Source organism: Nocardioides sp. TF02-7, from assembly GCF_022437945.1.
GTDB lineage: Bacteria > Actinomycetota > Actinomycetes > Propionibacteriales > Nocardioidaceae > Nocardioides.
In genome coordinates, this window is record NZ_CP092535.1 from 658,630 (window position 1) to 673,258 (window position 14,629).

Genomic DNA, 14,629 nt, shown 5'->3' on the forward strand with positions numbered 1-14,629 from the left:
CGGAAAGAGTCACAAGTGAGACTGACCCTCAAGATCTGGCGCCAGGCGAATGCCGATTCGCAGGGTGCGATGCACACCTACGAGATCGACGGCGTCTCCGAGGACATGAGCTTCCTCGAGATGCTCGACGTGCTCAACGAGCAGCTCAACGACCAGGGCGAGGAGCCCGTCGCGTTCGACTCCGACTGTCGCGAGGGCATCTGCGGCACCTGCTCGCTGATGATCAACGGCGAGGCGCACGGTCCGGAGGTCGCGACCACGTGCCAGCTGCACATGCGGTCGTTCAAGGACGGCGACACGATCACCATCGAGCCGTGGCGCTCCGCGGCGTTCCCGGTCATCAAGGACCTCTGCGTGGACCGGGCGGCGCTCGACCGGATCGTCCAGTCCGGGGGCTACATCTCCGCCAACACCGGCTCCGCGCCCGAGGCGAACTCGGTGCCGGTGCCCCGCGACGACGCGGTCCGCGCGTTCAACGCGGCGACCTGCATCCAGTGCGGCGCGTGCGTGGCGGCCTGCCCCAACGGCTCGGCCTCGCTGTTCGTCGGCGCCAAGATCACCCACCTCGGGGGAGCTGCCGCAGGGCCAGCCCGAGCGCTACACCCGGGTGGTCGAGATGGTGGCCCAGGCCGACCACGAGGGCTTCGGCGGCTGCACCAACATCGGCGAGTGCACAGCGGCCTGCCCGAAGGGCATCCCGCTCGACGTGATCAGCCAGATGAACCGCGACCTGCGGACCGCACTGATCCACAACCGCTGACGCGGGGCCGCTCGCCCCTGACCAGCGGGGTGAGGACCAGCAGCAGCGCACCGAGCACCGCGACGGCCACCATCGCGCCGCGGATCCCGAGCGCTCCGGACCACACGCCGACGTAGACCGGGCCCAGGACGAAGCCGAGGTAGGCCACCGTGGTGACCACGGAGGTGGCGCGTCCGCGGTGGCGCTCGTCGGTCCGCGCGGCCACCACCGCCAGGACGGTCGGGAACAGCACCGCCGTGCCCGCGGCGGCGACCACGAGGCCGAGCAGGCCCAGCACCAGGCTCGGCGCGCCGGCGACCAGCAGCGCACCCCCGGCCGCCGCGGCGGAGCCGGTCGCGAGCACGGCCCGGGCGTGCGCGGTGCCGATCCCACCCGCCGCGAACCGGGTCGCCGCGACCGCCGCAGCGAACACCGCGGGGGCCAGCGCACCGACCCCCTCACCCGCCCCGATCGCGTCGGTCAGGAAGATCGCGCTCCAGCTCTGGTGGGCGTTCTCGCTGGCGTAGGCCAGCGCGCCGAGCAGCCCCAAGCCGACGAGCGTGGCGGTCGGGACCGCCCGTTCCCTCCCCTGCCCGCCTGCCTGTCCGAAACCCGGGTCGCTCCCGGTGGCCGGGCCGCTGGGGCCACGCATGACGGACCGCTGCACGGCCGCCGCAGCCGCGACGGCCACCAGTCCGGCACCGGCGAACCCGATGACGGGCGGCGCCCCGGCGCCGGCGAGGAGCCCGGTGCCGAGGCTGGCGAGCACGACGAACGTCGAGAAGACGCCGTGCACCCGCGTGATGACCGGGCGGCCGGCCGCCCGCTCGGCTCGCCCGGCGAGGGTGTTGATCGCGACGTCGGCGGCGCCGGACGTGACGCCGACCAGCGCCATCGCTGCCGCCAACGACACCACGCCCCGGCCGGCTCCCGCGACGACCACCCCGGCCGCGCCGAGGGGAGGCAAGGGCGAGCGCGGCCACCCGGTGCCCCCAGCGGTCGACGGCCCGGCCCGCGACCAGCATCGCGGGCAGTGCTCCGCCGCCGACGAAGAGCAGGGCCAGGCCGAGCTGGGTGTCGTCGACACCGGCCTGGTCCCGCAGCCGAGGGATGGACGCACCCCAAACGCCCCAGAACGTCCCGAACGCGGCGAACGCGACGGTGACGGGCGCGACGAGCACGCGGACCGTGGCGGTGTCGGAGGTCATTTGTGTAACGTTACACATATACTGGTGACATGCCTTCCCAAGGACGGCGCGCGACGCTGGCGCAGGTCGCCGAGCGCGCCGGCGTGTCCACCATGACCGCGTCCTACGCCTTCGGCCGCCCGGAGCGGGTGTCGGCCGCATCCCGCGAGCGGGTGCTCACCGCCGCCCGCGAGCTCGGGTACACCGGTCCCGACCCGTCGGCCCGTTCACTGCGCCAGGGCCGCGCCGGCGCCCTCGGTGTGGTGCTAGGCGAGCACCTGACCTACGCGTTCGACGACCCGCAGGCCGCCGCGTTCCTCGCCGGGATCGCCGAGGTGTGCGCAGCCGCGGGCACCGCCATGACGATCCTCCCCGTCGTCGACTCCGCCGAGGACGTCGGCCGCGTCGCCGCCGCCGCGGTCGACGGCCTCGTGCTGTGGACGACGTACGACGACTCCCCTGTCGTCCGCGCGGCGCTCGCGACCGGCCGGCCCGTGGTCGTGCACGGAGGTCCGGCCGTCGACGGCGCGACGCTGGTCGGCATCGACGACCGGGCTGCGGCACGGGCGGTGGGCCGGCTCGTGCTCGCCGGCGCCGCCCATCCCGCGGTCCTGGCGTTCCCCACCACCGCCGAGCGGGCCGTCGTGCTCACCACCGGTCCCGACCCCGACGCGGCGACGTTCCCCGTCACGCGCGCCCGGCTGCTCGGCTACCGGGACGCCGCGCAGGACCTCGGCCTCGAGTGGTCGCGCGTCCGCGTCGCGACCTGCACGACCAACAGCGCGGTCGAGGCGCACGCCCAGGCCGGACGGCTCCTCGAGGAGGGACCCGTCGACGCCGTCGCCGCGATGAGCGACCAGCTGGCGCTCGGGGTGCTCGGCGCGCTGGCCGACCGGGGACGGGCCGTCCCGGGCGACGTCGCCGTCAGCGGCTGGGACGACTCCCCCGTCGCCGCGGAGCGCTAACCTGACGACCGTGGCGCAGTCGCTCCGCGAGCAGGGCGCCGCCTGCGCGCGCGCCGCGCTGGCGGACGAACGACCCGACTTCCGCGACGCCTGGGAGGTGGTCCGCCGCGGCAGCACCCCGGCGGCGTGAGCACGCTCAGGAGCGGGTGGCGCGCCAGGCCCTCCAGCCGAGCGAGCCGAGCACGGCGGCGATGAGGAAGTTCACGACGATCAGCACGGAGTGGGCGACCCAGTAGCCGGTCGTCCGCTCCTCCCCCGCGTCGTAGGCGTTCCAGAGGTTCTTGGCGAAGTTGCCGAAGCTGATGACGTTCCACGCCGCGACGGCGAGGAGCAGCACGGCATGCCTGCGCTCGAGCTTCATCGGTCCCTCCTGTCGAGCTTGCGGATCAGCGCGAGGGCGGCCACGGTGGCGGCGCCGCCGGCTGCGAACGGGGCCGCCCAGCTGCGGGCCCCGGGCTCCCGGGCCGGCCCTGCGACGCGACGGTACGCCGGCGGCGACTTCGGGCCCTGCACCGGGGCCGCCGCCTCGGGTCGCAGCGCCCGCGAGGCGGGGTGCACGAACGCCCATGCCGCGGCGTACATGACGACCCGGGAGAAGTAGTTGATCCACACGACGAGGATCAGCGCGATGCCGAACGCCTGGAACGCAGGGGCGTTCTTGGTCGACGCCAGCAGCAGCTGGGAGACCTGCTTGAGCACCTCGAACCCGATCGCGCCGAGGAGGGCGCCCGACAGCAGCGCACGGGTGGGCAGGTCGGGCTCGACGAGGACCTTGAAGAGCGAGAAGAACAGCACCGTGTTGGCCACGACACCGACGAGGACCGCGACCAGCCCGAGCAGCCACCCCAGGCCGTCGGCGAGACCCAGCCACTCGAGGATCTGCTCCGACGACCCACGCGCCACGCCGGAGACGCCGACCGCGACCAGCAGGACCGCGCCGAGCAGCGCGAGGGCGAGCAGGTCGCGCAGCTTGCCGACCACGAAGTTGGGGTGGGTCCACTCGGGCATCTCGAACATGACCAGCAGCGAGTCGCGCATGCTCGAGAGCCAGCCGAGGCCGGAGTAGAGGACGACCAGGATGCCGACCGACAAGATGCCGGGGGCGGCGTCGCGGATGCTGTCGATCGAGACCTGGTTCTCACCCTCGCCGACCAGTCCGGGCAGGAGGCTGTTGATCGCCTTGACCAGGTCCTCGTTCGCGTCCGGGTAGATCTTCGCGAGGTAGCCGATGACCGCGAAGGCGAGCGCCACCACCGGGAAGAACGAGATGAACGCGAAGTAGGTGACCGCCCCCGCCTGCAGGTTGCCCTTGACGTCGCCGTAGTGCTCGACGGTGCGGATCAGCTGGTCGAGCAGCGGCCGCCGCTCACGGGCGTCCGCGAGCCGCTCCTTCAGCCGGTCGACCACGGCGGGCACCGGCGGTCAGCCCCTCGCCGCGCCCAGCGGGTAGGTGCTGGTGACCTTCCAGCCCGCCCGGCCCTGGTGGACGTAGAGGTGGAACCGGGTGACGTCGAACTCGCACTCGAAGCCGCCCAGCTCCGCGAACGCCCGGTCGAGCTCGGCGTCGCTCAGGTGGTGGGCCACCGTCACGTGCGGGTGGTAGGGGAAGTGCAGGTCGACGGCCAACGGGCCGCTGCGGACGGCGCCCGCCAGCTGCTCGCACTGCGAGATCCCCTCGGCGAGCCCGATGAACACGACCGGTGACACGGGCCGGAAGGTACCCGTCCCCCGCAGATGTACCCGGAACGGCTCCTGGGTCACCGCCGCCCGCGCCAGGTGCTGCTCGATCTCGTCGAGCCGCCCGGTCACCTCGGTGGGCGGCACCAGGGTGATGTGCGTCGGCACCCCGACGGCCGTGGGGTCGCCGATGCCGAGGCGGTACTCCTGCAGCTCGGTGGCCCACGGCTCGGGGATCGGGATCGCGACCCCGATCGTCGTACCACCCGAGCCGGCCACCTTCTGGGCGAAGGTGGTCATCGGCCGCGCTCGTCCTCGACCGCGGCGACGAAGCCGACCCGCTGGTAGACGTCCCGCAGCGTCGCCTCCGCCACCGCACCCGCGGTCTCGGCGCCGTCGCGGAGCACGCCCATCAGGTAGGACTGGTCGTCGAGCAGCTCGAGCGTGCGCTCGCGGAACGGCGTCACGAACGAGACGACGAGGTCGGCCAGGGCGCCCTTGAGGTCGCCGTAGCCCTTGCCCGCGAACTGCTCCTCCAGCACGTCGACCGGATCGCCGCTGAGCGCGGAGTAGATCGTCAGCAGGTTGCTGACGCCGGGCTTGGCCTCCGGGTCGAACCGGATCTCGGAGCCGGAGTCGGTGACCGCCGAGCGGATCTTCTTGGCGCTCACCCGCGGGTCGTCGAGCATCTCGATGATGCCGCTCGGCGACGACGCTGACTTCGACATCTTCGCCGTCGGCTCCTGCAGGTCGGCGATCTTGGCGGTCGCCTTGAGGATGTAGGGCTCCGGCAGCCGGAAGGTCTTCTTGTAGCGGCTGTTGAAGCGCTGGGCCAGGTCGCGGGTGAGCTCGAGGTGCTGGCGCTGGTCCTCGCCGACCGGCACGAAGTGCGGCCGGTAGAGCAGGATGTCGGCCGCCTGGAGGATCGGGTAGGTGAAGAGGCCGACCGACGCGGCCCCCCTCCCCCTGCTTGGCCGACTTGTCCTTGAACTGCGTCATCCGGCGCGCCTCGCCGAAGCCGGTGAGGCAGTTGAGCACCCACGCCAGCTGTGCATGGGCCGGCACCTGGCTCTGGACGAAGATCGCCGACCGCGCCGGGTCGATCCCCATCGCCAGCAGCTGCGCCGCCGCGCGCAGCGTGCGCTCGCGGAGCACCTTGGGGTCCTGCTCGACCGTGATCGCGTGCTGGTCGGCGATGAAGAAGAACGGCTGGTGGTCGCGCTGGAGGTCGACCCACTGCCGCAGGGCGCCGAGGTAGTTGCCGAAGTGGAACGAGTCCGCCGTCGGCTGGATGCCCGACAGGACCCGGGGCTTGGCGCCGCCCGCCGTGCCACCGGACTGCGCGGTCGCGGGCACGGACTGCTGCTCGGTCGTCGCGGACATGGGGAGGATTGTGGCAGGGATGGCTTCGTGCGCGGTCAGCGGGATCGGGCCGGGGTGCGGCGGTGCACGGCGGCCGACCACAGGAGGATCAGCAGGCCAAGGACGGCGAGCCCCGCGCCCACGAGGGCCGGCGACCGGTAGCCGTGGCCGGCGGCGATCACGACGCCGCCGAGCCAGGCGCCGAGCGCGTTGGCGACGTTGAGCGCCGCGTGGTTCATCGCGGCACCGAGGGTCACCGCCCCGCCGGCGACGTCCATCAGTCGCAGCTGGAGGTTGACCACCAGCACCGAGCCGGTCGCGGTGACGAGGAACGCCACCGGGAGCAGCAGCCAGCCACCCGGCGCCGCGAGGAAGTAGACCACCATCACGACCGCGCCGGCCACGGCTGCGAGCACCATGCTGCGCATCACCGACCACGCGGCCAGCTCGCCGGCCAGCCAGGTGCCGACCACCATGCCGAGCCCGAGCGCGAGGACGAACAGCGGCACCGTGCCGCGGTCGAGGCCGCCGACGACCGTGACCGTCTTGGCGATGTAGGAGTAGACGGCGAACATGCCGCCGAAGCCGACGGCGCCCGCCGCCATCGTCAGCCACACCTGGAGGCTGCCGAAGAACTCCCGGGCCTCCTTCCGGCCGCTCGTCCCCGGGTCGCCCGGCACGCTCGGCACGGCGGCGAGCACCAGCGCCACGGTGAGGACGGCGAGCACGGCCGCGAGGAGGTAAGTCGAGCGCCAGCCCAGCTGCTGCCCGAGGAACGTCGCCACGGGCACGCCCGCCACGTTGGCGACCGAGAGACCCAGCATCACGCTCGCCACGGCCCGCCCGCGCCGCTCGGGGACGACGAGGCTGGCCGCGACCAGGCTCGCCACGCCGAAGTAGGCGCCGTGCGGCAGGCCGTCGAGGAACCGGGCGAGGGTCAGCACCTCGTAGGTGGGTGCCGCGGCGCTCGCCAGGTTGAACGCGGCGTAGGCGGCCATCAGCCCGACGAGCATCGCCCGTCGCGGCAGGGCGGCCCCGAAGAACGCGAGGATCGGGACGCCCACGACGACGCCGACGGCGTACGCCGAGATGACGTGGCCGGCGGTCGGCACCGAGATGTCGACGCCCTCCGCGATCTCGGGGAGCACGCCCATCGTCATGAACTCGGTCGTGCCGATCGTGAAGCCGCCGACGGCCAGGGCGAGGATCGCCAGCGCCGGTCGCCGGGTCGCCACGGCGGGCGTCGGGGACGCCTCCTGGGTGGCGGTCATCGGGCGGTCGTCGGCGCGTGGGTCACGTGGGGGGCCAACCGGGCGGCGGGGCCGGCTATTCCGGCGCCCGCCTAGCCCGCGAGGTGACCCCACTCACCCACCAGGGTCCGCCACGGCCCGTCGGCGGCGACCTTGCCGTCGACGAGCACGACGACCCGATCGGCCTGCGCCAGCGCCGCCCGCTTGGAGGTCGCGCCCACGACCGTCGTGCCCCGCGCGCGCAGGGCCGACCACAGCTCGATCTCCGTGGTCGCGTCGAGGGCACTGGACACGTCGTCGGCGAGCAGCAGCTCGGTGTCGGCGGCGAGCGCGCGAGCCAGCGCGAGCCGCTGGACCTGGCCGCCGGAGAGCCGGACCCCCGGTGGCCCACGACGGCGTCGGGACCGCCGGCCTCGCGGACGTCGTCGGTCAGCAGGGCGTCGGCCGCCGGCCGCTCGAACTCCCGCCGGTGGCCGAGCCGGACGTTGTCGGCGAACGTGCCGGAGAGCACCCGGGGCACCTGGGCGACGTGGGCGACCTGGCGCGGCCGGAGGAAGCTCTCCGGGTCGTCGACCTCCCGGTCGTTCCACCGCAACGAGCCGCCGTGGTGGAGCAGCCCGGCGAGCGCCGCCAGCAGGCTGGACTTGCCGGAACCGACCTGGCCGAGGAGCAGCACCAGCTCACCCCGCTCGACGGTGAGGTCGACGTGCTCGACGCCGATGGTGCCGTCGTCGTGGACGGCGCTGAAGCCCGCCAGCGAGAGCCGCTCGAGACGCGTCGGCTCGGGCTCCACCGGGTCGGGCGCCTGCCCGGTGACGAGGTCGACGCCCGGCGGGAGGGTCATCAGGTCGGCGCCGGCGGCGAACCGGGCGGTGGCCCGCTGCCACGCCCGGGTGCCGGGCGCCTCGGTCACGACCGCGCCGGCGACCCGGCCGAACCAGTCGAACCCGTTGACCGCGTTGGCGACGAGCAGCGCGGTGGCCAGGCCCCAGGCGTCCCAGAGGAAGAGCGCCCACGCCGCCACCACGCCGACCTGCACCATGACGATCGGCACGCCGTCGAGCACGGCCTGGACCCGGTGCTCGAACACGGCGGCCTGGACCCGACCGCCGTCGACGCGCCGCAGGTGGGCGTGCACCTGCGGGGTGCGCCCGGCGAGCTTGACGGTGCGGGCGGACTCGACGGCCGACACCAGGGCGCGGCCGAACCGGGCGCGCGCGGTGGACGACCTGGCCGCCGAGCGCCCCGCGATCGGCCGTCCGAGCGACGACGCGAGGGCGCTGGTGACCATGACCGCGAGCAGGATCGCGCCCGCGAGCCAGGTGCCGCCGACGAGCATGGTGACCCCGGCGATCGCGAGCCCGTTGACGAAGTCGACCCAGCGGTCGGTGTAGCGGGCGAACCGGTCGGCGTCCATCGACCGCGCCACCACCTCGCCCGGCGGGTTGCTGGGCAGCCGGTGGGTGCGGATCTGCCCGTTCAGCACGGCCATCCGGACCCGGAGCTTCACCTCGATCCACCAGCGGGGGTAGCGCCGGAAGGCGTCGGCGAGCAGCAGCGGGGCGAGCAGCAGGCAGCCGCCGAGGGCCGCCGTGAGCGGGGTGGGCGTCACCCCCGCCTGGAGGTCCTCGACCACCTTGCCCCACAGGAAGCCGGTGATCGCGCCCAAGGGGGCCAGCAACGAGCCGGCGAGGAAGAGCAGCACCGACCAGGCGCCCCACCACGGCTTGACCCAGAACGCGTGCCAGATGCCGCGGCTGAGCGAGGGTCCATCGCCCACCGGCGCGCGCTCCGGCGGTGGGCCGACGCGGCGCTGCGTGCCGATCGAGGTGCCCTCGACGAGGTCGTCGTCGACCTCCGCGGTGGCGTCGTCGGCGGCGTCGTCGGTGGCGCTCGCCTCGAGCAGCCGTCGGAACGGCCCGCCGACCGCCGCCAGCGTGTCCCGCGGACCGTGCTGGACCACCCGGCCGTGGTCGAGGACGGCCACCATCTCCGCCCGCTCGATCGTGCTGAGACGGTGGGCGACCAGCACGCCGGTGCGGCCTCTGATCAGCCGGTCGGCGGCGGCGACGACCCGCGCCTCGGTCACCGGGTCCATCCGGGCAGTCGCCTCGTCGAGGACCACCACCTGGACGTGGCGGACGAGCAGCCGGGCGAACGCCACCAGCTGCTCCTCGCCCGCCGACAGCGTGGTGCCGCCCGGGCCGAGCAGGGTCTGCAGCCCGTCGGGCAGGCCCGCCACCCAGTCGGTCAGGCCGAGCTCCTCGACCGCCGCCTCGACCTCCGCCACGGGTGTGTCGGCGAACAGCGTGATGTTGTCGGCCAAGGTGCCGGCGAGGATCTCGGTGCGCTGGGTGACGACGCCGACCCGGCGGCGCAGCTCGTGGAGGTCGAGGGTGGTGATGTCGACGCCGCCGAGGAAGATCGTCCCCGGCGGGGGCTCGACGGCCCGCGACAGCAGCGAGGCCAGCGTCGACTTGCCCGAGCCGGTGCGGCCGACGAGGGCGAGCGTGTGGCCCTCCTCCACGTCCAGCGCGACGTCGCGCAGCGCGAACGTGCCCTCGGCGTACGCGAAGTCGAGGCCGCGGATCGAGATGTCGAGGCCACCCGGCGGCACCGGCTCGCCGCCGACCGGCTCCGCCTCGACCGCCAGCATCTGCCGCAGCCGGAAGACCGCGCCCAGCCCCGCCTGGATGTCGGGCAGGTGGTGGGCGAGCTGGTTGACCTGGCCGACGAAGCTGGTCGTGATGAGGAACAGCGTGACCAGCCGCGCGACCCCGAGCTGGTCGTTGCTGACGAGCGCGACGCCGGTGACGGCGATGCCGACCAGGAACGCGTGGAGCAGCAGGCCGACCCGCACGGCGAGGGCTGCCTCGACCCGGAGCACGCGGGCGAACTTGTCGTGGACGGTCGCCGACAGCCGCGCGAGCCGCTGCACCGCGAACGACTGGCCGAGGCTCGTGCGGAGGTCGTCGCGGCCGGCGACCCCCTCCTCCAGCGCCGCCGCCTGGTCGGTCCACGCCGCCTCCTCGATCACCTTGAGGCGTGCGATCTCGGAGAGGTAGGGCCGCAGCACGAAGAAGGCGACGGCCGCCACCATCGGGAAGAGGAAGAACGCCGGCCACCAGGCGAACGTCGCGATGATCCACATCGGGATCGCGCCGAACGCCGTCCGCAGCGCAGGCCAGATCTGCATCCGCAGCAGCGTCCCGACCTCGTGGGTGTCGTCGTCGACACGGTCGAGGATCTCGCCGACCGCCTGCTCGGTGAGGTGGTGCAGCGGCTGGTGCAGCGCGGCGTCGAGCAGGTCGCCCCGGAGCACGCCCTCGGCGCGGTCGACGACACCCGCCCACGCGACCCGGGCCCCGGTGTCGAGCAGCGCGCCGCCGACCACCGCGCACGCCAGCAGCACGACCAGCGTCGACGTCGGCCCGTCGGCCAGCTGCCCGGCCACGACCGTGCCCAGCGCCTGCGCGACGGTCGCGGCCGCCAACGCCGTCATCGCCGCCCCCGCCACCGGGTGCCGGAGCCGCCGCCAGTCGACGCGGCGGGCAGGGTCGTCGGGCGGCGCCGACGACCGACCGACACCGGTGGGCGCGGCCGAGGTCGGGGGGTGGGAGCGTCTGGGTCATCGCTCGAGAAAGGCTACGGCGCGGCGCCGACCATCTCCTCCGAGTTTCCGGCCCGTGTGACCACGGCGACGTGGATCGTCCCGGTGAGGTTGGTCACGGGCGACCGCTGGGCGTGGCGTCGCTGCGGGCACCCGGGGACGTCATACGTGCCGAGGGCGATCGCCCTCGGCACGTATGACGCTGTTCGTCCGCGGTGCGCGGCTCCCCGGCTTGCGGCTTCGCGGCTCCGGCTCAGAGCGAGGCGAGCGCCTCGTTGAAGGTCGTGCTGGGGCGCATGACCGCCGTGACCTTCTCCTCGTCGGGGCGGAAGTAGCCGCCGATGTCGGCGGGCTCGCCCTGGACGGCCTTCAGCTCCTCGACGATCGTCTGCTCGTTGGCGCGCAGGGTCTCGGCGAGAGGCTTGAACTGGGCGGCGAGGTCGGCGTTCGACGTCTGGTTCGCGAGCTCCTCGGCCCAGTAGAGCGCGAGGTAGAAGTGCGAGCCGCGGTTGTCGATGGTGCCGAGCTTGCGGCCCGGGGAGCGGTCCTCGTTGAGGAACGTCTCGGTCGCCTTGTCGAGGGTCTCGCCGAGCACCTTGGCGCCGGCGTTGTCGAAGGTGTCGGCCAGGTGGTCGAACGACGCGGCGAGGGCGAAGAATTCACCGAGGCTGTCCCAGCGCAGGTAGTTCTCCTTGACGAGCTGCTGCACGTGCTTGGGCGCGGAGCCGCCGGCGCCGGTCTCGAACAGGCCGCCGCCGTTCATCAGCGGGACGATGGAGAGCATCTTGGCCGACGTGCCGAGCTCGAGGATCGGGAACAGGTCGGTGTTGTAGTCGCGGAGCACGTTGCCGGTGACGGAGATCGTGTCCTCGCCGCGACGGATCCGCTCGAGCGAGTAGGCGCAGGCCTCGGCCGGCGCCATGATCTCGATGGTGAGCCCGTCGGTGTCGTGCTCGGTGAGGTAGTCGCGGACCTTCGCGATCAGGTTGGCGTCGTGGGCGCGGGTCTCGTCGAGCCAGAACACGGCCGGGGCGCCGGTCGCCCGGGCGCGGGTGACGGCGAGCTTGACCCAGTCGCGGATCGAGGCGTCCTTGGTCTGGCAGGCGCGCCAGATGTCGCCGGCGGAGACCTGGTGCTCGATGAGGGTCTCCCCCCGCGCCGTCGACCACGCGGATGGTGCCGTCGGCGGGCGCCTCGAACGTCTTGTCGTGGGAGCCGTACTCCTCGGCCGCCTTCGCCATCAGGCCGACGTTGGGCACCGAGCCCATCGTCGCCGGGTCGAAGGCCCCGTTGGCGCGGCAGTCGTCGACGACGGTCTGGTAGACGCCGGCGTACGACGAGTCCGGGATGACCGCGAGGGTGTCGTGCTCCTCCCCGTCCGGGCCCCACATGTGGCCGCCGATGCGGATCATCGCCGGCATCGAGGCGTCGACGATCACGTCGGAGGGGACGTGCAGGTTGGTGATGCCGCGGTCGGAGTCGACCATCGCCATCCGCGGCCCCTCGGCGAGGGCGGCGTCGATGGCGGACTTGACCTCCGCGCCGTTCTCGAGCTGGTCGAGACCGGAGAGGATGGCGCCGAGGCCGTCGTTGGGCGAGAGCCCCGCGGCGGCGAGCTGGTCGCCGTACTTCTCGAAGACCGGGCGGAAGAAGGTCTTCACGACGTGGCCGAAGATGATCGGGTCGGAGACCTTCATCATCGTGGCCTTGAGGTGCACCGAGAACAGCACGTCCTCGTCACGGGCCCGCTGGATCGCGCCGGCGAGGAACTCCTCGAGCGCGGCCACGTCCAGGAACGTGCCGTCGACGACCTCGCCGGCCAGCACCGCCACCGACTCCTTCAGCACCGTCACGGTGCCGTCGGCGGCGACGTGCTCGATCCGGAGGGTGTCGTCGGCGGGGACGACCACCGACTTCTCGTTGGAGCGGAAGTCGTTGCGGCCCATGGTGGCGACGTTGGTCTTGGAGTCGGAGGACCAGGTGCCCATGCGGTGCGGGTGGTTGCGGGCGTAGTTCTTCACCGCGACCGGCGCACGCCGGTCGGAGTTGCCCTCGCGGAGGACCGGGTTGACCGCGGAGCCCTTCACCTTGTCGTACTTCGCCCGGACCTCCCGCTCGGCGTCGTCGCGCGGGTTCTCGGGGTAGTCCGGGATGTCGAAGCCCTTCTCCTGCAGCTCCTTGACCGCGGCCTTCAGCTGCGGGATGGAGGCGGAGATGTTGGGCAGCTTGATGATGTTGGCCTCGGGCTTCGTCGCCAGCTCGCCGAGCTCGGCGAGGGCGTCGTCGACGTGCCCGAACTGGGCGAGGATCCGGCCCGCCAGCGAGATGTCCCGCGTCTCGACGGTGACCCCGGCCTTGGCGGCGTACGCCTCGACGACGGGGAGGAAGGAGTACGTCGCGAGCAGCGGCGCCTCGTCGGTGTGGGTGTAGATGATGCTCGACATGTTCGGGCGGTACTCCCTGTGACGTGACGGACGATGAAGTTGCTTGACGTCAAGATATCGGACGGCGGGTGACCGGCGGCTCCCGGCCAGCCTCGCATCCCGCTCCTGAGCGCCGCAAATGGCTAGAGTTCGGAAGGCCCGTGCTGGTTTTCGGGGAGCCGACGAAGGGGAGTTGATCACTCATGACCATCACTGACACGCCGGCGGCCACCGCGCCGCCGCCCACCCTCATCCAGAAGCTCGCCGCCGAGGCGTGTCGGCACCGCCGTGCTCGTCTTCATCGGCTGCGGCGCCGCCGTCGTCGCCGGAGGTGACATCACGAGCATCGGCCTCAGCTTCGGCATCGCGGTCCTGATGATGGCCTACGCGTTCGGCCGGCTCTCCGGCGGACACTTCAACCCGGCCGTCTCCCTCGGCGCGGCGCTGAGCGGCCGGCTGTCGTGGAAGGACTCCGGCCTCTACGTCGCCGCCCAGGTGGTCGGCGGCGTGGTCGGCGGGCTGCTGCTCGCGATCGTCCTGCTCGCCAGCGACGTCGGCTGGGACATGGGCGAGCCGATGGGCAGCAACGGCTACGGCGACCACGGCGGGGTCGAGCTGTTCGGGGCGCTGCTCATCGAGATCATCCTGACCTTCATCTTTCTCATGGTGATCCTCGGCGTGACCGACGAGCGCAACGACACCGTCGCCTTCGCCCCGCTCGCGATCGGCCTGTCGCTCGCCGCCATCCACTTCGTGGGGATCCCCGCGACCGGCACGTCGGTCAACCCGGCCCGGTCGATCGGCTCGAACCTGTTCTCCGGCGGCGACGCCATCCTCCAGCTGTGGCTGTTCATCCTGGCCCCGCTCATCGGCGGCGCGATCGCCGGTCTGCTGTACCCGTTGCTGTTCGGCCGAGGCAGCGACCCGGTGCCCGGCTCCGGGTTCGGTGGCCGGTCGACGGTGGCCGTGCCCGGCTTCGGTGCACCCGACCAGTTCCAGCAGCAGTGGAACCAGCAGACCGGTCAGCCGGCCGCCCAGCACGGGGGTCAGCACGGGCAGCAGGGTGGTCAGCACGGCGCTCAGCAGGGCGGGTACGGCGCCCCGCAGGCCGCGTCGCAGGAGCAGCCGATCATCCAGGACGGCTGGCAGTGGGACCCGGTGGCCCAGCAGTGGATCCCGGCGCAGCAGCAGCCGCCGGCCCCGCAGGCGCCGCAGTCAGGGTCCGCCCCGCAGCCGGGCACCGGCCAGCCGGGCGGCTGGGCGCCGCCGGCGGGCGGTGACCCGCACACCCAGGTGCGGCCGCCGGACGCCTGATCCGGCCGGCCTCACCAGGAGGCGTCAACGGGGCTCGTCGTGCGCGACGAGCCCCGTCGTCGTTCCGGGGCCGTCCGGTTCGCTGCTCACCAGGCCGACGTC

The 14,629-nt window shown here is 73.1% G+C and carries 9 protein-coding genes and 3 pseudogenes; 4 read left to right on the top strand and 8 right to left on the bottom strand.

What is annotated here, in order from left to right:
- The first annotated feature begins 15 nt into the window (after positions 1-15).
- Positions 16-760: pseudogene (locus tag MF408_RS03400) on the top strand (succinate dehydrogenase/fumarate reductase iron-sulfur subunit).
- On the opposite strand, the gene MF408_RS03405 reads toward MF408_RS03400, so the two are convergent.
- Complete coding sequence (locus tag MF408_RS03405; RefSeq protein ID WP_240250272.1) at positions 711-1,706, bottom strand: MFS transporter; 996 nt, start codon at positions 1,704-1,706, stop codon at positions 711-713. The pseudogene MF408_RS03400 and the gene MF408_RS03405 sit on opposite strands and share 50 nt — an antisense overlap.
- Positions 1,707-1,976: 270 nt before the next feature.
- Here MF408_RS03405 and MF408_RS03410 point away from each other — a divergent pair, with 270 nt between their 5' ends.
- The gene (locus tag MF408_RS03410) at positions 1,977-2,891 is read left to right on the top strand and encodes a LacI family DNA-binding transcriptional regulator (RefSeq protein WP_240250273.1); all 915 of its coding nucleotides are present in this window, start codon (positions 1,977-1,979) and stop codon (positions 2,889-2,891) included.
- Between the two features lie 136 nt (positions 2,892-3,027).
- Here MF408_RS03410 and MF408_RS03415 read toward each other — a convergent pair whose 3' ends face one another.
- The 7 genes and pseudogenes from MF408_RS03415 to MF408_RS03445 form a co-directional block, all read right to left on the bottom strand.
- On the bottom strand, positions 3,028-3,252 hold the full coding sequence (locus tag MF408_RS03415) for a hypothetical protein (RefSeq protein WP_240250274.1): 225 nt from the start codon (positions 3,250-3,252) through the stop codon (positions 3,028-3,030).
- Entirely contained in the window at positions 3,249-4,307 is a 1,059-nt protein-coding gene (locus MF408_RS03420; protein ID WP_240250275.1) for a YihY/virulence factor BrkB family protein, read from the bottom strand. Before MF408_RS03420 ends, MF408_RS03415 begins: the two co-directional genes overlap by 4 nt.
- A gap of 6 nt (positions 4,308-4,313) precedes the next feature.
- Positions 4,314-4,868 (bottom strand): 2'-5' RNA ligase family protein, encoded by a 555-nt coding sequence (locus tag MF408_RS03425; RefSeq protein WP_240250276.1) that lies wholly within the window; start codon positions 4,866-4,868, stop codon positions 4,314-4,316.
- Positions 4,865-5,951: pseudogene (gene trpS, locus MF408_RS03430) on the bottom strand (tryptophan--tRNA ligase). The gene MF408_RS03425 and the pseudogene trpS overlap by 4 nt, the downstream one beginning before the upstream one ends.
- Before the next feature lie 35 nt (positions 5,952-5,986).
- Positions 5,987-7,201, bottom strand: a complete 1,215-nt coding sequence (locus MF408_RS03435) for an MFS transporter (protein ID WP_240250277.1) — start codon at positions 7,199-7,201, stop codon at positions 5,987-5,989.
- 55 nt (positions 7,202-7,256) lie between these two features.
- Entirely contained in the window at positions 7,257-10,682 is a 3,426-nt protein-coding gene (locus MF408_RS03440; RefSeq protein WP_240250278.1) for an ABC transporter ATP-binding protein, read from the bottom strand.
- Between the two features lie 361 nt (positions 10,683-11,043).
- Positions 11,044-13,234 (bottom strand): annotated as a pseudogene (locus tag MF408_RS03445) (NADP-dependent isocitrate dehydrogenase).
- A 182-nt stretch (positions 13,235-13,416) separates the two neighbouring features.
- On the opposite strand from MF408_RS03445, the gene MF408_RS24850 reads away from it, so the two are divergent.
- Positions 13,417-13,548 (top strand): hypothetical protein, encoded by a 132-nt coding sequence (locus tag MF408_RS24850; RefSeq protein ID WP_275693331.1) that lies wholly within the window; start codon positions 13,417-13,419, stop codon positions 13,546-13,548.
- Positions 13,502-14,527, top strand: coding sequence for an aquaporin (locus MF408_RS03450; protein WP_240250279.1), 1,026 nt, complete (start codon positions 13,502-13,504; stop codon positions 14,525-14,527). The genes MF408_RS24850 and MF408_RS03450 overlap by 47 nt, the downstream gene beginning before the upstream one ends.
- Positions 14,528-14,629 lie beyond the last annotated feature (102 nt).

Bases quoted from the DNA above. Each gene is read 5' to 3' on its own strand.
- MF408_RS03440 (WP_240250278.1), bottom strand. From the start codon at position 10,682: ATGACGGCGTTGGCGGCCGCGACCGTCGCGCAGGCGCTGGGCACGGTC.
- MF408_RS03415 (WP_240250274.1), bottom strand. From the start codon at position 3,252: ATGAAGCTCGAGCGCAGGCATGCCGTGCTGCTCCTCGCCGTCGCGGCG.
- MF408_RS03425 (WP_240250276.1), bottom strand. From the start codon at position 4,868: ATGACCACCTTCGCCCAGAAGGTGGCCGGCTCGGGTGGTACGACGATC.
- MF408_RS03435 (WP_240250277.1), bottom strand. From the start codon at position 7,201: ATGACCGCCACCCAGGAGGCGTCCCCGACGCCCGCCGTGGCGACCCGG.
- MF408_RS03410 (WP_240250273.1), top strand. From the start codon at position 1,977: ATGCCTTCCCAAGGACGGCGCGCGACGCTGGCGCAGGTCGCCGAGCGC.
- MF408_RS24850 (WP_275693331.1), top strand. From the start codon at position 13,417: ATGACCATCACTGACACGCCGGCGGCCACCGCGCCGCCGCCCACCCTC.